Raw genomic sequence first — 22,338 nt, forward strand, 5'->3', positions numbered from 1 at the left:
TCGGAGAAAGCACATGAAATACCAATCTCAATCCGTGGCGAAATACTACTTCTTCGCCGCTCTCGCCTTGTTCGCCATTCAGGTGCTGGGCGGGCTTCTCGCGGGCTGGATCTATGTCTCGCCCAACACCTTGTCCGAACTACTGCCGTTCAACATCGTGCGGATGATCCACACCAACGCCCTGATCGTCTGGCTGCTCCTGGGCTTCTTCGGCGCGGCCTACTACCTCGTCCCCGAGGAGGCCGAGCGCGAGCTGTTCTCGACCAAGCTCGCCTATATCCAGCTCATCATCCTGCTGGTGGGCACGCTGGGCGCGGTGGGAAGCTATCTCGTCGGCATCCATGGCGGGCGCGAGTTCCTTGAACAGCCGCTTTGGGTCAAGTTCGGCATCCTGGTCGCGGCGGTGATCTTCCTCGTGAATATCTCGCTGACCGCATTGGCGGGCCGCAAGACCGCGATCACCAATATCCTGCTCATGGGGCTGTGGCTTCTGTGCCTCTTGTGGGTCTTCGCGTTCATCAACCCGGACAACCTGTCGCTCGACAAGATGTACTGGTGGATGGTCGTGCACCTGTGGGTCGAGGCGACCTGGGAACTGGTCATGGCGGCGACCCTCGGCTTCCTGATGCTGAAACTCACGGGCGTGGACCGGGAGGTGATCGAGAAGTGGCTCTACGTCATCGTGGCGCTGGCCCTGTTCTCGGGCATTCTCGGCACCGGCCACCACTTCTACTGGATCGGCACGCCGGGATACTGGCAGTGGGTCGGCTCGATCTTCTCGACGCTCGAGGTGATCCCGTTCTTCGCCATGATGACCTTCGCCTTCGTCATGGTCTGGAAGGGCCGCCGCAACCACCCGAACAAGGCCGCGCTTCTGTGGTCGCTGGGGTCGTCCACAGTCGCCTTTTTCGGCGCGGGCGTCTGGGGCTTCCTGCACACGCTGCACGGGGTGAACTACTACACCCACGGCACGCAGATCACGGCAGCGCACGGGCACCTCGCGTTCTATGGCGCCTATGTGGCCCTGAACCTCGCCATGTTCACCTATGCGATGCCGCAGCTGCGCAAACGTGCGCCCTATAATCAGGTGCTCAACATGGCGTCCTTCTGGCTGATGACCGGCGGCATGGCGTTCATGACCTTCACGCTGACCTTCGCGGGCACGATCCAGACGCATATGCAGCGGATCCTCGGCGAGTATTACATGGACGTGCAGGATCAGCTCGACCTGTTCTACATCATGCGCTTCGGCTCTGGTGTGGCGGTGGTGCTGGGTGCGATCCTGTTCATCCAATCGCTGGTCATGGTGCGGCGCGAGCTGATCCAGCCCGGCCCGATCGTGGCGCAGGCGGGGGAATGACCATGACCCTGGACATGACCCCCGACCTGCCGTTCTACAGCCCGCACGCAAGCGAGTGCGAGCTGTTCGAGACGGCCCATGAAAACGGTTTGCCCCTTCTTCTGAAGGGGCCGACCGGCTGCGGCAAGACGCGCTTCGTCGAACATATGGCGGTGCGTCTGGGCCTGCCGCTGCACACCGTCGCCTGTCACGACGACCTGTCGGCGGCCGACCTGATCGGGCGTTACCTTATCAAGGGCGGCGAAACCGTCTGGGTCGACGGGCCGCTGACCCGCGCTGTGCGCGAGGGCGGGATCTGCTATCTCGACGAGGTGGTGGAGGCGCGCAAGGACGTGACCGTGGTGCTGCACCCGCTGACCGACGACCGGCGTCGGCTGGTCATCGACCGGACGGGCGAGGAACTGGTCGCGCCCGCGTCCTTCATGCTGGTGGCGAGTTACAACCCAGGCTACCAGAACGTGCTGAAGAAGCTGAAGCCGTCGACCCGGCAACGGTTCCTGTCGATCGGGTTCGATTTCCCCGAGCCTGATCTGGAAACCGGCGTGGTCGCTCGCGAGGCCGGGCTGGACACGGACCGGGCGGGCGCTCTGGTCCGGCTGGCGGGGCATATCCGCAAGCTGTCGGGCATGGATCTGGAGGAAGGCGTTTCCACCCGGCTTCTGATCTATGCCGGGACGCTGATCGCGGGCGGTATGCGCAGCGACGACGCCATCGAGGCGGCCATCGTCGAGCCGCTGTCGGACGAACCGGACGTGCAGCAGGCACTGCGCGACCTCACGGCCAGCGTATACGGGTGACGCCATGAAGATGCGCGACTTCCTTGAACCGGAAGAGGCCGTGGGCACGCTGTGGCACGGCATGGTCACGCGGCCGGGTGCCGACGCGACCCATGCCGGGGCTGCGGTGACGCTGGACACGATGCAGGCCAGCATCGCCACGCTCTATCGCGCCTTGGGCGGCGGCGCGGGGGTCGAGATCGGCCCGGTCGCCGCCACGCCTTCGGCCCACCGGATCGCCGGGGCGCGCAGGCTGGGCGGCACGCGCCCCCGCGAACACGTTGCGGGTTTCGACGGCGACCGGCTTGGTCTGCCGCCCGTGATGGATGTCTTTCCCGACGCGCGGCTCAATCGCGCGGCCTACCTCTGGCTCGCCGCCGTCGCCGCCTTTGTCGCCCTGCCGCGCCCCCATTATGACCCGCTCGCACGCGACCGGGCCGAGATCGCCGCGAATGCGCTGGCCGCCGACCGCGCCTATGCCGCCTGTCCGGGGCTGCGAAGCGCCTATGCCGAGATGTGCACCCATATCCGGGTGACACGCAAAAGAAGCGGTCTGCCGTCCTGCGAAGCGGGCGTCGAGGCCATCATCACCGGACAACTCGCAGGCGGGCACGACAGCGATGAGTGTCTTTTCTGCGCCGCCCCGCGTGGGTATCGCCCTTATGCTCCGGTTCCGATCTGGCTGCGCCTGACGCACCGCGCACCGGGCAAGGGTGCCGCCGGGGACGAACCCGCCCCCGCCACGCCTGCGCCCGAGATGAAGGGGCGCAAGGCCGCCCAGCGCGAGGACCGCGATCAGGCCGACCGCCGCGACAGCTTCATCGTTCACCGTTTCGAGGCGATCCTGTCCTGGGCCGAAAGCCTGAACCTCAACCGGATGGTCGAGGATGACGACGATGAAAACGCGCAGAAAGCGGCGGACGATCAGGACCAGATCACGTTGTCGCAGAACTCGAAACGCGCGGCGACCCGTCTGCGCCTCTCGCTCGACCTGTCGCCGCAGGATGCCGACCACGAACGGCTCGCCGGCACGTTCACATATCCCGAATGGAACCGCCGCACCGGCGATTACATGGCCGACCATACCCGCGTTCTGGACGCGCCCGGCGAACCTGCGACCGGCTACGTGCCCGATCCGCGCCTCGTCGCGCGGGTCAAACGGCAGTTCGCGCCGCTCAACCCGCGCCGGGTGATCCTGCCGCGCCAGTTGGACGGCGATGACCTCGACCTCGACGCGGTGGTGTCGAGCCGTGCCGACATCGTCGCGGGGCATGAGGGCAGCGACCGCATCTGGCAGTCCGCCCGCCCGATGGCCCGTGATCTGTCGGTCGCGATCCTGATGGATTGCTCGCGCTCGACCGAGGCGCACATTGGCGACCGTTCGGTGATCGACGTCGGGCGCGAGGCCCTTGCGGCGCTGGCTGCGGGCATCGACACGGCGGGGGATCGGCTTGCGATCTGGGGCTTTTCCTCGCTGCGCCGCGACCGCGTGTTCCTGCACCGGGCCAAGGATTTCGACGAAGACATGAGCGGCGAGGTGACCGCGCGCATCGGCGGGTTCCGACCGGGTCACTACACTCGGCTTGGGGCCGCGATCCGCCACGCCTCGGCGCAACTGGCCGATGAAGGGGCTGCGCGGCGACTGCTGCTTGTCCTCACCGATGGCAAACCCAACGATCTCGACCACTACGAAGGTCAGCACGGGATCGAAGACAGCCGCATGGCGGTGCGCGAAGCCAGCGCATCGGGGCAGGCGGTGCATGGCGTCATCATAGACGCCGATGGGCAGGACTGGTTCGCGCGGATCTTCGGGCGTTCCGGTTTCACGCTTCTGCCGCACGCCGACCGTCTGCCGCGTGCGCTTCCAGACATTTACCAAACGCTCACGATGGAGACCTGACATGAAACGCATCCTGTTCGCCGCCGCCGCGCTGCTTCCCGACCCCCTGCTTGCCGCCAGCTTCGAGCGCCCGGTTCCGCAGGCGCAGACGGATGTGGCCGAGTTCTGGTTCCTCGTGGCCTCGGTCGCGCTGATCGCCGCGCTCGTCGCGGTTCAGATGCTGGTGAGCCGCCGATGAAACGCCCCTCGCCCCGTCTGGTCGCTGCGATCTATCCCTTTGCGGCGGGCGCAGCGGCGGTGAACCTGTTTTTCCTGTCTCTTCTGGGAAGCTGGGTCGGTTTGCCCGTCTTGAGCCCATACTGGTCGGTGCTTGGCGGCGCAGCTCTGGGTCTGCCCGCAGCCCGCGCATTTGCACGCCACATCGAACGCCTGATAGATCAGGCGGAGAGATGACCGGCTGGACCGAATACACCCTCGCCCTCGTGGCCTTTACTGCGAGCCATTTCGTCCCGCGCATCGGTGACCTGCGCGGCCGGCTGATCGGGCGGGTCGGGCGCCGGGCGTATTTTTCGGTCTATGGCTTGTTGTCCCTCGCCCTTCTGGTCTGGGTCATCGTGGCGGCCGGGCGCGCCCCGTTTGTAGAGGTCTGGCCGCAGGCGCCGTGGATGCGCTGGGCCCCCAACCTTTTGATGCCGCTTGCGGCGGTGTTGATCGTGAACGGCATCGGGATCGCGCAGCCCTTCACGCTGGGCGGCAGGCGACAGGCGGTCTTCGACCCTGCGGACCCCGGTTTCGCCGCGATCTCGCGTCATCCGCTGTTTCTGGCGCTCGCGCTCTGGTCGCTTGCGCATCTGGTCCCCAACGGCGACCTCGCCCACGTCATCCTGTTCGGTCTTTTCGCAGCACTCGCGCTGGCCGCGATCCCGATTTTCGACGCCCGCGCACAGGCGCATTTTGGGCCGGACACCGCGCCCGCCTTTTTCCGGGCGACAGGCCTATTCTCACTCGCACCCCTCGCCAACCGTTCTTGGCGCAAAAGAAACGGCGGGCGCCTTGTGAAGCGCACCGCCATCGGGATCATCCTTTGGGCAGCCCTGCTGCTGGGCCATACCGCGGTGATCGGTGTCTCGCCCCTGCCGTAGCCCTCAGCCGTCCTTCACCAACCGGAACCCAAGGTAATCGGGCGGCAAGCCGACCGCGCAGCCGCCGACCTGCGGATCGCGCACGAAGTCGATGATCGCCGCGCGGTGGCGACCCCCTGCGACCCGGACGGTGCAATAGGGCTCGCTCGCGACAACCTGCCCCTCGGCGTCCAAGGTTCCGTTTTCCATGCAACCGGACGTCCATTCCCAGACGTTGCCTGACAGATCGGCCACGCCCATCGAATTTTCCCCGAACCCGCCAGCGGGGCGCAACGCCGAACTCGCGGACCCCCGCAGCAGGATGCCGCGTTCGTATTGCGCCAGCATCCGTTGGCCGGGATCGAGGTAGTCCTCATCCTCCGGGGTCGCATCGCCGTAACGTTCGGCAGCGGCACGCTGCCACTCCGGCTCGGTCGGCAGTCGCCACGTCACGCCGGTTCGTTCGGACAGCCAGGCGGCATAAACCTCGGCGTCGTGGAAGTTCACGTGGGTCTGCGGCTGGTTGCTTTCGGTCACGACTTCGGCCGCGCAGACCCCGTCCGCGACACAGGCCGCAAAGTCGCTGCGCGTGACCTGATACTTCATGATCTCGAAAGCGCGCACCTGCGTCGGCACCGGGGCGGGCGTATGGGTCTTGCCCTGATAGCTGAAGCTGCCGAAGGGGCGAAACGCAACCTCGCCCGACGGGACGGACACCGTTTCGGGGCTGTCCATCTTGGGCGTGTCGTCCCCGAAGAGGCCGAAAAGTCCGGCCAGAAGCAGCGCGGGCATGGTCATGAAGGGTGTCATCAGCTCTCTCCCATCGCAAAGGGGCGGCCACGTCTGCGGCCGCCCCCCATGTTTCGTGAGTGGTGAACGGGTCAGCCCACGATTTCGGTCGGGGCGACGACCTGTTCCATCAGGTCGTTGTTCCAGTCACCTTCGACCTTGAAGTGCGCCGTTGCGCCAAGGTTCACCGCCTCGATCAGGTTGTGGTTCACGTAGGCGTAGATGCCCGGTTGCAGGAACTCGTAGAGCGCAGCACCGGCGGACCCACCCCGGATGAACCAGGTCTCGAGATCGCGGTCGGGCACGTTGTTGAACTTGCCCGCTTCCCACACGAGGTCACCGTGTCCACCGATCAGGTGCGGGCGCGTGTCGCGGTTGCCCTGACTGTGCACGATCAGCACGCGATCGCCCACTTTGGCCGTCATCGCATTCTCGCCAGTCAGTGCGCCCACGGCCCCATTGAACACCACGTGGCTCGGGATCAGGCCGTTCATCAGCTCTTCGGTCTCGGGATAGCTTTCCGCGACATCCTCGAACCGCTTGTAGTTCCCGTTCTCATCCTTCGGGATGTAGAAGTCGTTCTCACCGACATAGAAAACCTTGTCGTAGGTGACGGGATTGCCCTTGTGATCGGACAGGCCTTCGCGCGGCAGGATCATGATGGCACCGACCATGCCGGACACGACGTGCCATGGGATCATGGGGCCGCCGGGGGCGCAGTGGTAGACGAAGGTCCCCGGACGGGTCGCCTTGAACCGAAGCACCGTGCGTTCGCCGGGGCTGACCAGCGTCAGAGCACCACCGCCCAGCGCGCCGGTCGCGGCGTGGAAGTCGATGTTGTGCTGCATCATGTTCTCGGCCGGGTTGATGAGCGTCAGTTCGACATAGTCGTCCTGGTGCACGACCATGAGCGGACCGGGGATCGACCCGTTGAAGGTCATGCCCTGAAGCCACGCGTCATCGGCGACCTGAATTTCCTTTTCGATGATCGGCATCTCGAATTCGACGATGCGCGGTTCGCCGGGGGCGACCTGTTCGTGTTCGTGAACGAACGGCGGCGCGACCAGTTCGCGCTTGATGCGCTTCAGCTTCGACAGATCGACAGGAGCCGCAACCGGGGTCATGGCTTCTTCCGCTTTGGCGGCAGTGGCGATCAGGGGCGCGGCGGCAATACCGGCGGCTCCGAACAGGGCGGCTCTACGAGTCAGCATCTTTTAACTCCTTTGGTGTAAGTGCTGCTGTTGAGACCTTTGTAGCGACCGGCCGAAGTCGAATATTGATCAAGCGCAAAGTTCAGAGCGTTTTCGCGTCGGCGAGCAGAATTTTTGCCCCAAAACTATCGAATGATTTCAGTAGTTTGTTTTCCATTACTATCGAAGCCGTCGAAATCGCGTCCGCAATGGCGGCGCTGTCGTGAACGACCGAGACAAAGGAATCGCGCCCCCGGTCACGCCCGCTGGGGTCGAAGATATGGCCGATACCGCGCCACGGGTCGATCTGGGTGCCCATCCTGTGCGACGTGGCGACCGCTTGGTCGCGCAAGCGGATCTCGGTCCCCGGCAAGCGCACCGACCAGCCGGGGCCAGTCGGCCCCTGCCCCATCGCCATCACTTCGCCCGCGTTGACCATCACGTCCCGAAGTCCCTGTGCGCGCAGCAGCGCCGCGATCCTGTCCGAGGCATATCCCTGCGCGATCCCGTTCAGGGTCATCGCCATACCGGGGCGCAGGAACCGTACCGCTTGCGCGTCGAACGTCACGCGATCGAACCCGACCGCGTGTTGCACAGTCTCGATGTCGCCCGCCTGCGCCGCACGCCCTTCGGCGGCGGCCTTGGCGTAAAGCGCGAACATCGGCTGCACCGTCGGATCGAATGCTCCTTCCGTCGCGTGGTGGACCGAGCGTGCGATTGTCAGAAGTTCCAGAAACGCCGGGTCCGGCCGCACCAGTTCGCCGTCGCGGTTGAGCCGCACCAGTGCGCTGTCGGCCCGATACAGCGAGAACAAGCGGTCGATCCGGCCAAGCTCGGCTTCGATGGCCGCGAAGATCGGCCCCGGTGTCTCGATCCCGACCAGTCTCACCTCGGCCAGCGTGCCCAAAGCCGGGCCCTGCCAGCGGGCGACGGGCGCGGCGTCGGAACCCCGGCCCGCGACCACGGCCGCCCCGGTGATCGCGAGGAACCGTCGCCGGGAAAGCATGGCGCGCATCAGTTCACGCCCCCATGCATGTCGCGACCGCCCATGTCGCCCGCTTCCATCACGGGCAGATCGGGGTGAACATAATCAACGGGCACGGCTTCGAAGATGACGATCTGCCCGCCGTTTTCGCGTTGGAAGGCCTCGGCCCCGCCGCGCGAGCCGAACGGGATGACCTCCGGCACGCCCATGCCCCCGGGCCGGTCGCTTTCGATCACGAACATCGCGTCCTGCACGGTGATCCAGTTCCCAGTCCCCGGAATGGCCCAGCTTTCCGCACGCTCCATGTCGGACACGAAAATGGCGGTGATCTCGGCGTCACGCTCGGGATCATGGACATAGGCGACGGCGTCCGAGACCTGACTGAACCACAAAGGCGCCGAATAACCCTTGAGATGGATCTGCGCCTTGGGGCCTGCGTGGTCGGCAACGAACATCTGGCAGTAATGACCAAGGGCTTCGTCGGTCATCTCGACCGGCTCGGGCGCATTGGCGATGTCGTCCTTACATGCGGTGAGCGATGCGACGACGGTCAAGAGAATGAATGCGCGTTTCATGGGACGATCCTTTTCGTGCGATAGATGCCGAGGGCCAGTGCCGCCATCAGCCAGAGAGCGATTGCGGCGAGGCCCGTTTCGGGCGGGAAGGGAAGTGTGCGGGCCAGCCCGTCGATCCCGGCGACCGGGGCCGCGTCGAGAGCTGCGAGATTGTAGAGCCGGAAGGCATCGGCGGGGTTGGCCACGACCAGCCACGGAAAGACCCGCGTCGCGAACGCCCCATCGCCCGACGCCATGATCCCGCCCAGAAGCGCGAGATCGTAGAGCACGACAAGGATCAGCCATGTGCCGATCGCGGCGGCGGCGGCGCGCGCGGTGCGGGCCGCGAAGGCCGACAGCATCAGGCCCACCGCGACGAAGACCGCTCCGAGCCCCACCGCCGAGACGACGAGGCGCGCCCAAGCCGACAGACCTTCGGGCGAGGTGCCGAAGGCGGTGGCGAGTGCGGCGCCTGCCAGCATGAACGACAGGGACACGGCCACGGCGACCGCGACCACTTGGGCGAGCAGCTTTCCTGCGAACACCTCCCACCGCCGGACGGGGGTGGCGAAGGTCAGGCCCAGCGCACCGCGCTCGATCTCGCCCGCGAAAGCATCGTAGGACATCAGAAGCGCGATCAGCGGGATCAGGTAGACCGACAGGGTGGCAAGGCTGGCCGAGGTCAGCGTCAGCACGTCGGCCTTGAGCCCCGCGCCCTGCCCCGCGCCGAAGAACCCGAGCGCGAGGGCGAAGAGGGTCAGGATCAGGGTGGCCAGCAGAACCCAGTGATTGCGGCGGGCCAGCCGGAATTCCTGTGCAAAGATGGTGGCGATCCGGTGGGTCATTGCAGCGCCTCCGCGTCGAGGTTCGAGAAATGCAGGTACACGTCGCCCAGCGTGGGCGGCGACATCTGAAGGTCGGTGACCCGCCCCGCCTCGGCCCCGAGCCGGGCGACGAGGTCAAGCTTGGCGTCGGCGGTGCAATCGATGTCGAGCCGGCAGCCGTTGAACCGGCGCCCGCCGTATTCCGCCTGAAGCCCGTCCGCCGCCCCTTCGCGGGCGGTGACGCGCAGGCGGGTCGGAAGGTTCGCTTCGCGGGCCAGCGCGTCGAGCGTTCCGATGGCGCGCATCCGGCCCTGAGACAGGATCGCTACCCGGTCCGTCCTGTGCTCGATCTCGTCCAGGCCGTGCGACGACAGAAGGACCGCCGATCCGCGCCCCGCCGCTTCGGCAATCACGCCGTAGAAATCGTGCCGCGACACGGGGTCGAGCCCGCTTGTCGGTTCGTCGAGCAGCAGAAGGCGCGGCGCGCCGATCAGGGCTTGGGCAAGGCCAAGCCGCTGGCGCATCCCCTTCGAATAGGTGCCCACCGCCCGGTCCGCCGCATCCGACAGGCCGACCCGTTCAAGTAGGTCCGCGATCTGGCGGCGCGGCTCGCCCCTGAGGCCGGTGAAATAGCGCAGCACTTCGCGGCCCGTCAGGCTGCGGGGAAAGGTCACGACCTCGGGCAGATAGTTGATCGCCCGCCGCGCGGCATCGGTTCCGGGCGCGTGGCCCGAAACGCGGATGGTTCCACCGGCGAGCGGCATGAAGCCGAGGATCGCCTTGAACAGCGTCGATTTGCCCGCGCCGTTGTGACCCAGCAGGGCGAGCCGTTCGCCGGGGGCCACCTCGAACGACGCGGCCTCAACCGCGCGGGTGCGGCCATAGGCGAGCGAAACGGAGGACAGGGAGAGCACGGGATCGGTCATCGGGACGCCTCGGATTGCAATAGGTCGGGTGAGGTGAGCGGGTGGCTGTCGATCACGCCGCCGGGCAAGAGCCCCGGAAACCGCGATTGCGACCAACGCAGGAGTTGCAGCGCGGGCGCGCCCATCAGGAGCTTGGCGGCAGGCTGCGACCAGACGAGCTGATCCACCGCGTCGTTCGGGCGGTAGGGGCTGTCGGCGATGCCGTCGCCGTTCACGTCGAAGGCGACATGGTCGGACCAGTAGTTGCCGCGCCCGGCGTCGGACCATTCGAGCCAGCGGGTGCCCACGTATTTCACCTGCGTCCGGTTCCCGACAAAGGCATTGCCGGACATCGCGTTGCCCTGACTGCCGGCGGTGAAATGCACGCCGATGCCGCAGCCCTGAAACCGGTTGGCGGTGAAGCTGTTGTTGTTCGAATTGTAGATGAACAGGCATTTCTCGCCGCCGTCGCGCACCTCGTTCCCCGACAGGTCGGCGCGGTTGGCGAAGTTCATGAAGAAGCCGTGGTTCGTGTCGCCGGTCGAAAGATTGCCGTGCACCGTGAGATGCGTGGAATACATGAAGGCGAAGCCCATGTCGTTGTCGCGGCTGACGTTGTCGGTGACCTCGATCCGGTTCGCATACATCGAGTGAAAGGCGAAGCGCAGTTCGGTGAAGGTGTTGCGCCGGTAGATGGCTCTGTCCGATGTGGTGATGAACACCCCGTCGCGCCCGCGTGCGACCATGTTGTCCTCGACCAGCAGGCCGGGCGAATTCCAGACGTAGATGCCGGGGCCGCGTTCGGCCACGCGCAGGTCGTTGCGCCCCTGGATGGTGTTCCCGCGCAGGATCACGTCGCGCGCGCCGTGCACGTCGATACCGATGAGGTTGCCGGTGAGGGTCACACCCTCGACCCGCGCGCGGTCGGCACCCTTGAGCAGGCGGATGCCACTGTCGAGATCGGCAAGGCTCGCGCCCGCACCGGACACGGACAGTCCAGTGAGCGTCACGTCGGGGGCGGTGATCGTCACGACCGAGCCGTCACCCGGCCCTTCGATCGTGGCACTCGGCCCGGTCAGGGTCAGGGGCTGGTCGATAAGGACCGGCCCGGCGTAGGTGCCGGGGGGCAGCACCAGTTCGTCGCCGGGCCGGGCCGTGGCCAGAGCAGTGGCGAGCGCATCCTGACCCCGCCCGACCTCGATCCGCTCCGCCGCAAGGGGAGTGGCCAGCGCGAACGACAGCAGGATGAGGGTCAGGATACGCATCGCCACGACCCCTTAAGCGGCCTTGGGTTTCACGAGCATCCGGCCGCGCATCTCCATGTGGAGCGCGTGGCAGAACCACTGGCAGTAATACCAGTGCACGCCCGGACGATCCGCGGTGAAGGTGACGGACGCCGTGGCCTGCGGCCCGACCTCCATCGCGACACCGTGGTTGCCCAGCGTGAAGCCGTGGGTCAGGTCGTCGACCTCGTCCATGTTCGTGACATAGACCGTCACCTCGTCACCCTGATTGACCTCGAAGCTGTCGAGGCTGAAGGCGGGCGCGACCGAGTGCATGTAGACCCGCACCTTGTTGCCGTCGCGGATCACGTCGGCACCCCAATCGAGGTCCACACCGTCCGCCTCGGCCTGCTTGCGCGCGTCTTCCCAGAGCACGTCGCCACGGTCGTAGACCGACACCGGGTTCACCTTGTCGGCGCGCACGAGGATACAGTCGTGCGGCTCGGCAAAGGTCGGGCCGTCGTGCACCACTTCCATCTTGTCGCCGGAGATCGAGATGAGCTGATCGTTCTCGGGTTTGAGCGGCCCGACGTTCAGGAACCGGTCTTTCGAGAACTTGTTGAGCGAGATCAGGTATTCCCCGTCCGCTTCCAGCGTCTCGCCCATGGTCGTGTGGTTGTGGCCGGGTTGATACATCACGTCGACCTTCTCGATGATCGGGTCCACGTCCTCGCCGTTGAAGGCGCGAATGGCGTCTTCGATGTTCCACTTCACCATCTGGCTATCCAGGAACAGCGTCGTGAAGGCGTTGCCCTTGCCGTCATAGGCGGTGTGAAGCGGGCCGAGGCCCAGCTGAGGCTCGGCCACCACGGCGCTGCGCGGATCGGCACCCGCGAAGACGTCAGGCAGCTTGGTCACGTCCACCACGGTCACGGTGGGCGACAGCTTGCCGTTGATGCACAGGTGCACCTTGTCGGGTGCCATGTTGCAGCCGTGGGGGGAGTTCGAGACGGGGATATACTGGGTGTATTTCCCGGCCTTGCGGCCATCCAGAACCTTGACCCCGTTGTATTCGGTGTAGTCGCCCGCCGCGACGCCGGCTTCGATGGCGGCGATGTCGAAGATCACGACCCAGTCCTGCTCGTTCTCGGTCATCTCGGCCAGCGTCACGCCGTTTTCCGAGTTGTAGCAGGTGGAGAAGGCGAATTTGCCTTCGTAGTCCGCGTCGCAGTTGTCGAGGTTGCCGTTCACGATGACCTGCCACGCGATGTCCATCGTGTCGCCGTCGATGGCGGTGAAGATCGAGACGTACTTGTCCGGCTCGTCCAGAATGATCCCATCGTTGGGCAGCGGGATGCGGTGCTCGCCGTTGGCGAAGACATAGCCCGTGCGCGGGTATTTCTGGGGGCGCAGACCGTGGATGTCCGAGGTGTTCGGTATCTCGATGATCTTGTCGGTCTTCATGATGTCGCAGCGGATACGCGCGACACGGGTGTTGGCTTTGTCGTTGGCGAACAGGTAACGCCCGTCATAGGTGCCTTCGGTGAAGGACATATGCGGGTGGTGCAGGTCGCCGTTCTCATAGGTCTGGCGGCCACGCTTCGCGAGGAACTCTTTCGTTTCGGGCAGCAGACCCTCGGTCATCACCTTGAGGCTCTCGTTGGTCGAGCCCCAGCCCGTTGCCGAGCAGCGGTTGAACACCGGGATACGCATGAGCTCTCGCATCGACGGCACGCCCATGATGCGCACCTCGCCCGACTGGCCCGAAGACCAGAAGCCATAGTAGCTGTCCAGCTCACCCGGCGCGATTTCGGCACCGGCTGCTGCGGCGGCACGGGTGGTGGCGAGCATTCCCAGCGTTCCGGTGCCCCCCGTCGCCGCGAGCGCGGCGATGCCGGCGCTTCCCTTGAACAGCCCACGTCGTGTCAGGCCCTTTTTCTCTTCACTCATCGGAGGTCTCCTTCAGTTGGTTTTCGAGATCTGGTTCGGGTGGCCGAGGTTCGGCCGGTCGTCATGGGCCGCGAGCGATGCCGCAGCGGCCGCATCACGGGCGCGGCGTTTGTCGGTCTTGATGACGACCGGACAGCGCGCGTGATCCTGGTAGAGCACCTGACAATTCAGGCATGAGATACATTCGTTCGGGTTGATCTCGCCCGTCGGGTGGATCGCCTTCACCGGGCAATCGGCCGCGCAGAGCTGGCAAGGATTGCCGCATTCCTTATAGCGGTTGAGCCAGCGGAACATGTGCAGCCGCGCCGGGATCGCGAGGCCGCCGCCCAGCGGGCAGACATATCGGCAGTAAAAACGCTCGATGAACAGGCCCGGCAAAAGCGCCGCGACGGCGATCAGGACGAACGGCAGAGGACGGGCGAATTTCAGGATAATCGCGGTCTTGAACGGTTCGACCTCGGCGAACCTTTCGGCCAGTTCGAGCGAGTAGAGCGACAATCCGAACAGTCCGAGGAACAGGATGTATTTCACCGCCCAAAGCCGTTCGTGCAGCCCCCACGGCAGCGTCACCTGCGGCACGCCCAGCTTGCGCGCGACCTTGTTCGACAGCTCCTGCATCGCGCCGAACGGGCACAGCCAGCCGCAATAGGCCCCGCGCGCCCAGAACAAAAGCGCCGCCGCCACCGCGAACCACAGGATGAAGATCAGCGGGTCCATCAGGAACGTGTCCCAGTTGAAATCGCTGAAGAAGGCGTTGGTGACGGCCAGAATGTTGACGACCGAAAGCTGCGCATTCGCGATCCAGCCGACGAAAACCAGCGTGAAGACGAGGTAGGCGTTACGCAGGATGGCGAAGGTCCGGGCGTTTCGCGTGGCGAAAGTCTGGAAGAAGAAGATGCCCGAGAGCAGCGCGAGCGCGGCAGAGAGGACGATCACCTGAAGGCGCTTCGTCTCCCATATCCGTTGCCACAGCGCATTGCGCGGATTCGCGTCGGTCTGCGCTGCGGGCGCGGCGGGCGGCTCGACGGTGCGGGTGTAGAGATCGGGCAGGTCGTAAGCCAGTTCGCGGGTCAGGAAGACCTTTTCGATGGGCCCCACAGCGCGGCTGACAAGAAACTGAAGCCGGAACGGCGCGGCCGGGTCGAAGCCCGCCGCGGCAGGCACGATGAACAGGTCCATCTCGGTGAAATCCGGTGCACCGGCGGCGGCGATATTCACGATACGGGCATGTTCGCGGTCGAAGAATCGGTGCGAGATTTCGCCCTGGATCAGTTGGAAGCGGTCGAAGATGCCGCCGCGCACGTAGCCCGACCCCTTGAACGACCAGCGCCCGCCGCCGAACACCGCGATCGCCTCGTCCCCCTGTTCCATCCGGGCCACAAGGTTGTCATAGGCCCCGTCGCCCAGCAGGCTGCGCCCGATGGCGGGCTGACTGACGAGTGCGGCCCAGATGTCGACATAGGCCGCATCATCGGGGCCGTCCTCGGTTTCCTTTTCGGTGCGCGGGTCATCGAATGCCGCGAAATCGGCGTTGATCGTGCCCACGTCGATGGTCATGCGGCGCAGTGCACCGTTTCCGGCCAGCGCTTCCCAATCGGTGACCTCGCCGGCGTCCCGGTCCACTTCGCGCGTCGGCCCGGTGGCCTGGGCGACCTCGAACCCGTCGAGGCCAAGCGCCTGCGCCGCCTTGATACCGGAGCGCAGGATGGAATCGTCGATCACCATGATCGTCACCGTCGCGCCCGACACGATCTCGAGATCTTCTGGCGACCGTTCGGCCACCTGACGCAGATCGAACCCCGTGTAGTGGTCGATGACGGCGGTAATCTCGCTTTCCGGAATGCCGACCAGAACGATGGGTTCCGAGTGTTTGACCAGCTTCGCGCCGGTCAGCACGGCCTCGGGCGAGATACCGGCGACGACGTGGATCGGTTTGCCGGAATACCCCGTCGTCGGCACGAAATCAGAGGTGAGGTAGACCCAGCCGACCAGCTCTCCGCCCTCAAGCGCAGGCACCAGCCCGTCCTCCCTGACCGCGCCGAACGCATCCGCGCCCGGAACGATGTCACCGGGGGTCACCTCGGACAGAAACGTCCCGATCAGCGGATCGGCCGCCGCCACGCCGCCTGTCAGGACAAGCGCGATAGTCGCGAGAGCACGAAGGATGGCGCGCATGGATGGACCCCGATGGTTGTTCTGGTTTCGGGGTAAAGGCTGCGGGCAAAGGCAAGTTTGTGATTTCGCAAACACCGGCGCGGTTTGGCGGCCCACCAACGAAAAACGCCGCCGTGGGTGCGGCGGCGCTTTGTCTGGCGGTCGATGGGGAGGGTGTCAGACCGAGGCGGTTTCATCCTCATCCTTGGCTTCGACGCCCTTGCGGAATGACGTAATCCCCTGACCCACTTCGCCCATGATCGACGATAGCTTGCCGCGTCCGAAGAGAACGATGACGACCATGGCGATGATGGCGAGACCGGGGAGGCCGATGTTGTTCAGCATATTGGTGCCCTTTCGTTTCAGGTGATTTGGGCCTTGGGCCGAAATCGAGTTGTGGCGATGAAACGATACCCAGACCACGGCGCGGAACTTTGCGATTTCGCAAAATTCCGACGCCTTCGCGCGCACTTGATACGCCGCCCCGGAGTCGGGCGACCCCCGTTCAACACCTGAAGTGGCACCATCGGACAGGTTACCGATGGACCGCGCCATTCCGGGTTCGGCGTCGCGGCGTTCAGCCGACAGACCGTCAGATGTCGAGGTTTTCCACAGAAAGCGCGTTCTGCTGAATGAACTCACGCCGTGGTTCGACCACGTCGCCCATCAGCTTGGTGAACAGATCGTCGGCATCCGCCAGATCATCGACCTTGACCTGAAGCAGCGTGCGCGCTTCGGGGTCGAGCGTGGTTTCCCAAAGCTGATCCGGGTTCATTTCGCCCAGACCCTTGTAGCGTTGCAGCGTCAGGCCTTTTTCGCCCTCGGCGAGGATGGCCTGCAACAGATCGGTGGGACCGTAGATCTCTTGATCGCGGTCCTTGCGAACGAGCGACGAGGGGTCTTGATAATAGCCCCGCGTCTCTTCGCTGACCTGGCTCAGGCGGCGCGCCTCGCCCGATCTGAGGACCGCTCCGTCGAGCGTGCGGATTTCTTCGACACCGCGCAGGATGCGGCTCAGACGGATGCCGTGATCCTGCGTGATCCGGCCATTCCAGCCCTTTTCGTATTCCACCGCGACCTGATCGAGCCGCTCCGCCACGCGGTCGGCGACCGCCTGAAGGTCGCTGTCCGCCGCACCCGGATCGAAAGCCCCGGCAAGGGCCGCCTGTTCAAGGATGTTGCGCGGGTAATGCGTCGGGAAGGCATCGAGGATGCGTTTGAACGACCGCGCGCCTTCGATGATGCGTGCCAGATCGGGACCGGCGATTTCCTCACCCGTCTTGAGGCGCAGGACGGCGCCCTCGATCCCCTGCTGGATCAGATAGTCTTCCAGCGCAGGAACGTCCTTGATGTACACTTCGGACCGACCCCGCGACACTTTGTAAAGCGGCGGCTGGGCGATGTAGAGATATCCGCCGTCGATGATTTCGGGCATCTGGCGGTAGAAAAACGTCAGCAGAAGCGTGCGTATGTGCGCGCCGTCCACGTCGGCGTCGGTCATGATGACGATCTTGTGGTAGCGCAGCTTTTCGATGTCGAATTCATCGCGCCCGATGCCGGTGCCGAGCGCCGTGATGAGCGTGCCGACCGTTTCCGAGCCGAGCATCCGGTCGAAGCGCGCGCGTTCCACGTTCAGGATTTTGCCGCGCAGGGGCAGAACCGCCTGATTGTGGCGCGACCGGCCCTGCTTGGCCGAACCACCGGCCGAGTCACCCTCGACGATGAACAACTCGCGTTTGGAGGGGTCTTTTTCCTGACAGTCGGCCAGCTTGCCCGGCAGGCTCGCCACGTCATGCGTCGCCTTTTTGCGGGTGAGTTCGCGCGCCTTGCGGGCGGCTTCACGCGCCAGCGCGGCTTCGATGATCTTGCCGACGATCATCTTGGCCTCGTTCGGGTGCTCTTCGAACCAGTCCGAGAGGCGTTCGTTCATCAGGCTTTCGACCGCCGGTCGCACTTCGGACGACACCAGCTTGTCCTTGGTCTGGGACGAGAATTTGGGGTCGGGCACCTTGACCGACAGCACGCAAGTCAGACCCTCGCGCGCGTCATCGCCGGTGAAGGCGACCTTTTCCTTTTTCGCGAGACCCGAGGAGTTGGCGTAAAGGTTCATGGTCCGCGTCAGCGCACCCCTGAAGCCCGCCATATGGGTGCCGCCGTCGCGTTGCGGAATGTTGTTGGTGAAGGGCAGCACCATCTCGTTGTAGCTGTCGTTCCACCACATCGCGACTTCGATCCCGATCCCGTCACGCTCGCCCGTGATGAAGATCGGCTCTTCGATCATCGGCTGCTTGTGGCGGTCGAGGTATTTGACGAATTCCTTCACGCCGCCTTCGTAATGCAGCTCGGTTTCCAGCGGCTCGGCGGGGCGTTCGTCCTTCAGGATGATGCGCACGCCGGAGTTCAGGAACGCAAGCTCGCGCAGGCGCGTTTCCAGCGTCTTGAAGCTGTATTCGAGGTTCGAGAACGTGTCGGTCGAGGCGAGAAAGCGCACTTCGGTCCCGGTCTTGCCGTTCGCATCCCCGACGACTTCGAGGTGCTTGGCGGTATCGCCACGTTCGAACCGCGCGATATGCTCTTTCCCGTCGCGCCAGATGCGCAGCTCCAGCCAATCCGACAGGGCGTTCACGACCGAGACGCCCACCCCGTGGAGACCGCCAGACACCTTGTAGGAGTTCGAGTCGAACTTCCCGCCCGCGTGAAGCTGGGTCATGATGACTTCGGCCGCCGACACGCCCTCTTCGGCATGCATTCCGACCGGGATACCGCGCCCGTTGTCATAGACCGATACGCTGGAATCCGCGTGAACCGTGACCGTCACATAGTCCGCGTGACCCGCCAGCGCCTCGTCGATCCCGTTGTCCACGACCTCGTAGACCATATGGTGCAGGCCCGAGCCATCGTCGGTGTCCCCGATATACATGCCGGGGCGTTTGCGAACAGCCTCCAAGCCCTTGAGAACCTTGATGGAATCTGCACCGTATTCGGAATTGTTCTGCGCGTCGTCGGCCATGCGAGCCTTCCTGTTTTTTTGTTGCCTGTTTCTAGCGTTTCTGGCCGGGATTGTCACGCGAATGACACCATATTTGGTGGTTCGCGCGGGAAGGATGCCCGAGATTTTTCACAGCCCCGACACAGGCTGGCCCAGATCCTTTGAGACGGTTCGGCGCCCGCTACAACGAGGTGTTCGCAATGCGGTATCTGCGCCCCATCCTATTGTCCTTCGGTATCGGTATCGGCGTCGGTTTGTTGACCCATCCCTACATGGCGATCATCGCCACCGTCATCATGGCCCCGGTGCTGCTCATGCTGGACCGGATCATGTTCCCCGTGTCGGACGAGCGGGCCGAACCGTTCAGGTGAACGGGATGATCGCGGCCACGACGATCAGCAAGGCCCCTGCGGAAATGTTGAGCCGTCTGAGCGCCTTGGGCGAGGTCAGGAGGGTGCGAAGCTTACCGATGAACGCCGCCATCAGGACGTTCCCGAAAAGCGGCACCGCCATCGACAGCGCGACGATTAGGGCGATGTCCGGCCATGTGAGCGCGGTCAGATCGAAGAACCCCGGCAACATCCCCATGTAAAACAGGATCGCCTTGGGGTTGGCCAGGATCACGATTACCCCGGCGACGAAGCCCGCCCACATGCCGGGGCGGGTCAGGCGGCTGTCCGCCGCGATCTGCTTGTCGGCGTTCCGGATAATGGTCCAGCCGAGCCAAAGGAAGAACGCGCTCGCCACGAATTTGAGCACGACGGTCAAACCTTCGAACTCGGTCGCGACCCAGCTCATCCCCAGAATGGCCAGAAGCGGCCAGAGCGCATCGCCGATGGTCACGCCCAGCGCAAGCGGCCATGCGGCGTGGAACCCACCGGACATCGCGCGGGCCAAGAGGGCCATCCAGACCGGCCCCGGCGTCAGGAACAGGACGAGAAGCGCAAAGGCATAAAGCCCCGCGTCAGCGAGTGTGAGGGTCAAGCGATGCGGCCCTCGTCATCCAACGCCCAGAACGGATTATGGGCGAATTCCCAAAGGTGGCCGTCCGGGTCCGCCACATAGGACGAATATCCGCCCCAGTCCGTCTTGAACGGCTGCGTCACCGGCGACGCGCCCGCCGCGACCGCGCGCGCGAACATCGCATCCACTTCGTCGTCGGAGTTGAAGTTCTGCGCCAGCGTCATCGCCCCGGTCTTCAGGTCTTCGACGGTGCGCCCGGTTTCCTTGGCCAGCCCTTCGAGGTGGAAACAGCCGAATTTCATACCGTTCATGTCGAAGAACAGGGTCTGACCCAGATCCTCTTCGATCACCCATCCGAGCGCCTCGTAATAGGCGCGGCTTCGTTTGGGATCGGACACACCTAGTGTGATGAGCGTCACGCGATTGGCCTTCATGGGGCGACCTCCTGAATCAGGGACTGGCCCGCCTCATCACGGACTTCGATATGCATGGCCCGCGCGCCGAGCTCTGTAAAGAGTTCCGGCCCCGTTCCGGTGAGGAACGCTTGCGCGCCCAACGCGACGATCTCGTCATACAGCGCGGCGCGGCGGTCGGCGTCGAGATGCGCGGACACTTCGTCCAGAAGCAGCATCGGTGGCGCGCCGAAGTCCTGCGCCAGCGCGCGACCGTGGGCAAGGATGAGCGAGACGAGCAGCGCCTTCTGCTCGCCCGTCGAACATTCCCGCGCGGGCATCGCCTTTTCGGCATAGGTGGCCGCCAGATCGGCACGGTGCGGGCCGACCAGCGTGCGCCCGGCCATCAAATCGCGCGGGCGGCTTTCGGCATAGGCCTCGGCCAGCTCCGCCTCGCCTTCCGGCCCGGTCTCGGCCCCTTCGGCGTGAAGGAGTTGCAGTTCAGCCGCCGGAAACGCGGTCTGCGCCGACATCTGGGCACCGACGATCAGGGCCACGGTGCGCCGCCGGTTTTCCTGTATCGCGGCGCCCGCCTTGGCCATCTGCGCCTCGAGCGCGCCATACCAATGCGCGTCGCGGTGCCCGTCTTTCAGCAGCCTGTTCCGGTCGCGCATCGCCTTTTCATAGGTCAGCACCGCCTCGCCATGCCCCGGCTCGAAACTCATCGCCATCCGGTCGAGGAATTTGCGCCGCCCGTCCGCACCCTCCATCCAGAGCCGATCCATCACCGGGACCAGCCACGTGACGCGCGAGATGCGGCCCAGCGCGACCTGCGCTGCGGTCTTGCCGTCGATGGTGACATTGCGCGAGCCGCCGGGTTCCGCCCATGTCTCGACCTCGTGGACCTGATGGAGCGACTGGAGCACGCCCGTCAGCTTCCACCCCACGCTTTCGGGTCGCCGCGCCATATCTTCGGCGGAAGCGCCCCGCAGCCCCCGACCGGGGGACATGAGGCTGACGGCTTCGAGGATGTTGGTCTTACCCGCCCCGTTGCGCCCGAAAATGGCGATCGGGCGCGCGTCCAGCGACAGAACGGCCCGCCTGTGGGAGCGGAAATGGGAAAGGGTCAGTTCTCTTAGATAAAGACCCGTCACACGCGCATCGGCATGACGACATAGACCGCGCTGGTGTCGTTGCCTTCGCGCATGAGCACCGGCTGGCCTGCGTTGTCGAACATGAACACCGCGTTTTCGCGATCCACCTGGCTGGCAATTTCCAGCAGGTATTTCGCGTTGAACCCGATCTCCATACCCTCGTCGCCATAGGCCACGATCAGTTCTTCCTCGGCAGCGCCGGCATCGGGCGCGTTCACGGACAGCGTGAGCTTGTCTTCGGCCAGCGCGAGCTTCACGGCGCGGGACCGTTCCGACGACACGGTCGCCACACGGTCGACCGCCTTGGCGAATTCGGCGGCGTCCACTTCCATCTTCTTCGTGTTCCCCATCGGGATCACGCGGGTGTAATCCGGGAAGGTGCCGTCGATGACCTTGGAGGTCAGCGTGATGTCGGGGGTCGCGAAACGCACCTTGGTCTCCGACACCGACACGGCGATCTGCATGTCGTCATCGTCCAGAAGCTTGCGAAGCTCGCCCACGGTCTTGCGCGGGACGATCACGCCGGGCATATCCTCGGCCCCTTTGGGCAGATCGGCGTCGATGCGCGCCAGACGGTGACCGTCGGTCGCGACGCAGCGCAGCACCTTGCCGCCCTCGGCATCGGACACGTGCATGTAGACGCCGTTCAGGTAATAGCGCGTCTCCTCGGTCGAGATCGCGAATTTGGACTTGTCGAACAGGCGGCGCAGCACCGGCGCGGGGGCCGAGAAGTTGGCGCTGTATTCCGACGAAGCCATCACCGGGAAATCTTCTTTCGGCAACGTGGCGAGCGAGAAGTTCGACCGTCCGGCTTCGACCGTCAGACGGCCCGCGGCACCATCGTCGGTGAGCTGGACCATCGCGCCGTCGGGCAGCTTGCGCACGATCTCGTGCAGCGTGACCGCGCTGACCGTCGTGGCGCCCGCACGTTCGACCATCGCGGGGGCCTTGTCGACCACTTCGATGTCGAGATCGGTGGCGCGAAAGCTGACCGTGCTCCCCTCGGCCTCGATCAGCACGTTGGCGAGGATCGGAATGGTGTTGCGGCGTTCAACGACCGACTGCGCCTGACCGACCGCTTTCAACAGCACGGCGCGTTCGACGGAAATCTTCATGTCCCACTCCCGATATCGTCAGGGCGCACTGGCCCCGGGACGGCGACATTACCC

Annotated in this window: 22 protein-coding genes; 7 read left to right on the top strand and 15 right to left on the bottom strand. The window is 65.0% G+C overall.

What is annotated here, in order from left to right:
• The first annotated feature begins 13 nt into the window (after positions 1-13).
• The 6 genes from RB2654_RS12905 to RB2654_RS12920 are packed head-to-tail and all read left to right on the top strand — an operon-like array spanning position 14 to position 5,118.
• Positions 14-1,360, top strand: a complete 1,347-nt coding sequence (locus RB2654_RS12905; RefSeq protein ID WP_008332220.1) for a cbb3-type cytochrome c oxidase subunit I — start codon at positions 14-16, stop codon at positions 1,358-1,360.
• A complete protein-coding gene (locus RB2654_RS12910; protein ID WP_008332222.1) occupies positions 1,357-2,157 on the top strand; it encodes a CbbQ/NirQ/NorQ/GpvN family protein in 801 nt (266 codons plus the stop codon). Before RB2654_RS12905 ends, RB2654_RS12910 begins: the two co-directional genes overlap by 4 nt.
• Before the next feature lie 4 nt (positions 2,158-2,161).
• The gene (locus tag RB2654_RS12915) at positions 2,162-4,036 is read left to right on the top strand and encodes a nitric oxide reductase activation protein NorD (protein ID WP_008332224.1); all 1,875 of its coding nucleotides are present in this window, start codon (positions 2,162-2,164) and stop codon (positions 4,034-4,036) included.
• 1 nt (position 4,037) lies between these two features.
• Positions 4,038-4,214 (top strand): hypothetical protein, encoded by a 177-nt coding sequence (locus tag RB2654_RS23705; protein WP_008332227.1) that lies wholly within the window; start codon positions 4,038-4,040, stop codon positions 4,212-4,214.
• Positions 4,211-4,429, top strand: coding sequence for an NnrT protein (locus RB2654_RS22920; protein ID WP_083783391.1), 219 nt, complete (start codon positions 4,211-4,213; stop codon positions 4,427-4,429). The genes RB2654_RS23705 and RB2654_RS22920 overlap by 4 nt, the downstream gene beginning before the upstream one ends.
• On the top strand, positions 4,426-5,118 hold the full coding sequence (locus RB2654_RS12920; RefSeq protein ID WP_008332232.1) for an NnrU family protein: 693 nt from the start codon (positions 4,426-4,428) through the stop codon (positions 5,116-5,118). Before RB2654_RS22920 ends, RB2654_RS12920 begins: the two co-directional genes overlap by 4 nt.
• A 3-nt stretch (positions 5,119-5,121) precedes the next feature.
• Here RB2654_RS12920 and RB2654_RS12925 read toward each other — a convergent pair whose 3' ends face one another.
• From RB2654_RS12925 to gyrB, 11 genes are all read right to left on the bottom strand, one after another.
• Positions 5,122-5,907, bottom strand: coding sequence for an SUMF1/EgtB/PvdO family nonheme iron enzyme (locus tag RB2654_RS12925; protein WP_008332234.1), 786 nt, complete (start codon positions 5,905-5,907; stop codon positions 5,122-5,124).
• Between the two features lie 71 nt (positions 5,908-5,978).
• Entirely contained in the window at positions 5,979-7,097 is a 1,119-nt protein-coding gene (nirK, locus tag RB2654_RS12930; protein WP_040884840.1) for a copper-containing nitrite reductase, read from the bottom strand.
• Between the two features lie 82 nt (positions 7,098-7,179).
• Positions 7,180-8,091: an FAD:protein FMN transferase gene (locus RB2654_RS12935; RefSeq protein WP_008332238.1), complete on the bottom strand. Its 912-nt coding sequence runs from the start codon at positions 8,089-8,091 to the stop codon at positions 7,180-7,182.
• Positions 8,091-8,636, bottom strand: coding sequence for a nitrous oxide reductase accessory protein NosL (locus tag RB2654_RS12940; RefSeq protein ID WP_008332240.1), 546 nt, complete (start codon positions 8,634-8,636; stop codon positions 8,091-8,093). Before RB2654_RS12940 ends, RB2654_RS12935 begins: the two co-directional genes overlap by 1 nt.
• Positions 8,633-9,460 (bottom strand): ABC transporter permease, encoded by an 828-nt coding sequence (locus RB2654_RS12945; RefSeq protein WP_008332242.1) that lies wholly within the window; start codon positions 9,458-9,460, stop codon positions 8,633-8,635. Before RB2654_RS12945 ends, RB2654_RS12940 begins: the two co-directional genes overlap by 4 nt.
• The gene (locus RB2654_RS12950; RefSeq protein ID WP_008332243.1) at positions 9,457-10,365 is read right to left on the bottom strand and encodes an ABC transporter ATP-binding protein; all 909 of its coding nucleotides are present in this window, start codon (positions 10,363-10,365) and stop codon (positions 9,457-9,459) included. Before RB2654_RS12950 ends, RB2654_RS12945 begins: the two co-directional genes overlap by 4 nt.
• Positions 10,362-11,609: a nitrous oxide reductase family maturation protein NosD gene (locus RB2654_RS12955; RefSeq protein WP_008332244.1), complete on the bottom strand. Its 1,248-nt coding sequence runs from the start codon at positions 11,607-11,609 to the stop codon at positions 10,362-10,364. Before RB2654_RS12955 ends, RB2654_RS12950 begins: the two co-directional genes overlap by 4 nt.
• Positions 11,610-11,621: 12 nt before the next feature.
• A complete protein-coding gene (gene nosZ / locus RB2654_RS12960) occupies positions 11,622-13,517 on the bottom strand; it encodes a TAT-dependent nitrous-oxide reductase (RefSeq protein ID WP_008332248.1) in 1,896 nt (631 codons plus the stop codon).
• A gap of 12 nt (positions 13,518-13,529) precedes the next feature.
• Positions 13,530-15,692 carry a NosR/NirI family protein gene (locus RB2654_RS12965; protein WP_008332250.1) on the bottom strand — a complete coding sequence of 721 codons (2,163 nt, stop codon included), beginning with the start codon at positions 15,690-15,692 and terminating at the stop codon, positions 13,530-13,532.
• A 156-nt stretch (positions 15,693-15,848) separates the two neighbouring features.
• Positions 15,849-16,016 carry a twin-arginine translocase TatA/TatE family subunit gene (locus tag RB2654_RS12970; RefSeq protein ID WP_040884842.1) on the bottom strand — a complete coding sequence of 56 codons (168 nt, stop codon included), beginning with the start codon at positions 16,014-16,016 and terminating at the stop codon, positions 15,849-15,851.
• A gap of 247 nt (positions 16,017-16,263) precedes the next feature.
• Positions 16,264-18,681 carry a DNA topoisomerase (ATP-hydrolyzing) subunit B gene (gyrB, locus tag RB2654_RS12975; RefSeq protein WP_008332255.1) on the bottom strand — a complete coding sequence of 806 codons (2,418 nt, stop codon included), beginning with the start codon at positions 18,679-18,681 and terminating at the stop codon, positions 16,264-16,266.
• Between the two features lie 140 nt (positions 18,682-18,821).
• Here gyrB and RB2654_RS12980 point away from each other — a divergent pair, with 140 nt between their 5' ends.
• Positions 18,822-19,031, top strand: a complete 210-nt coding sequence (locus RB2654_RS12980; RefSeq protein WP_008332263.1) for a hypothetical protein — start codon at positions 18,822-18,824, stop codon at positions 19,029-19,031.
• On the opposite strand, the gene RB2654_RS12985 is transcribed toward RB2654_RS12980, so the two are convergent.
• Genes RB2654_RS12985 through dnaN form a run of 4 tightly spaced genes read right to left on the bottom strand, consistent with a single transcriptional unit; the run spans position 19,024 to position 22,284 of the window.
• Positions 19,024-19,644, bottom strand: a complete 621-nt coding sequence (locus RB2654_RS12985; RefSeq protein WP_008332270.1) for a LysE family translocator — start codon at positions 19,642-19,644, stop codon at positions 19,024-19,026. The two genes, RB2654_RS12980 and RB2654_RS12985, sit on opposite strands and share 8 nt — an antisense overlap.
• The gene (locus tag RB2654_RS12990; RefSeq protein ID WP_008332277.1) at positions 19,641-20,057 is read right to left on the bottom strand and encodes a VOC family protein; all 417 of its coding nucleotides are present in this window, start codon (positions 20,055-20,057) and stop codon (positions 19,641-19,643) included. Before RB2654_RS12990 ends, RB2654_RS12985 begins: the two co-directional genes overlap by 4 nt.
• Positions 20,054-21,169, bottom strand: coding sequence for a DNA replication/repair protein RecF (gene recF / locus RB2654_RS12995; RefSeq protein ID WP_008332279.1), 1,116 nt, complete (start codon positions 21,167-21,169; stop codon positions 20,054-20,056). Before recF ends, RB2654_RS12990 begins: the two co-directional genes overlap by 4 nt.
• Positions 21,166-22,284 carry a DNA polymerase III subunit beta gene (gene dnaN / locus RB2654_RS13000; RefSeq protein WP_008332281.1) on the bottom strand — a complete coding sequence of 373 codons (1,119 nt, stop codon included), beginning with the start codon at positions 22,282-22,284 and terminating at the stop codon, positions 21,166-21,168. The genes recF and dnaN overlap by 4 nt, the downstream gene beginning before the upstream one ends.
• Between the last annotated feature and the right edge of the window lie 54 nt (positions 22,285-22,338).

Source organism: Maritimibacter alkaliphilus HTCC2654, assembly GCF_000152805.1.
GTDB classification, from domain to species: domain Bacteria; phylum Pseudomonadota; class Alphaproteobacteria; order Rhodobacterales; family Rhodobacteraceae; genus Maritimibacter; species Maritimibacter alkaliphilus.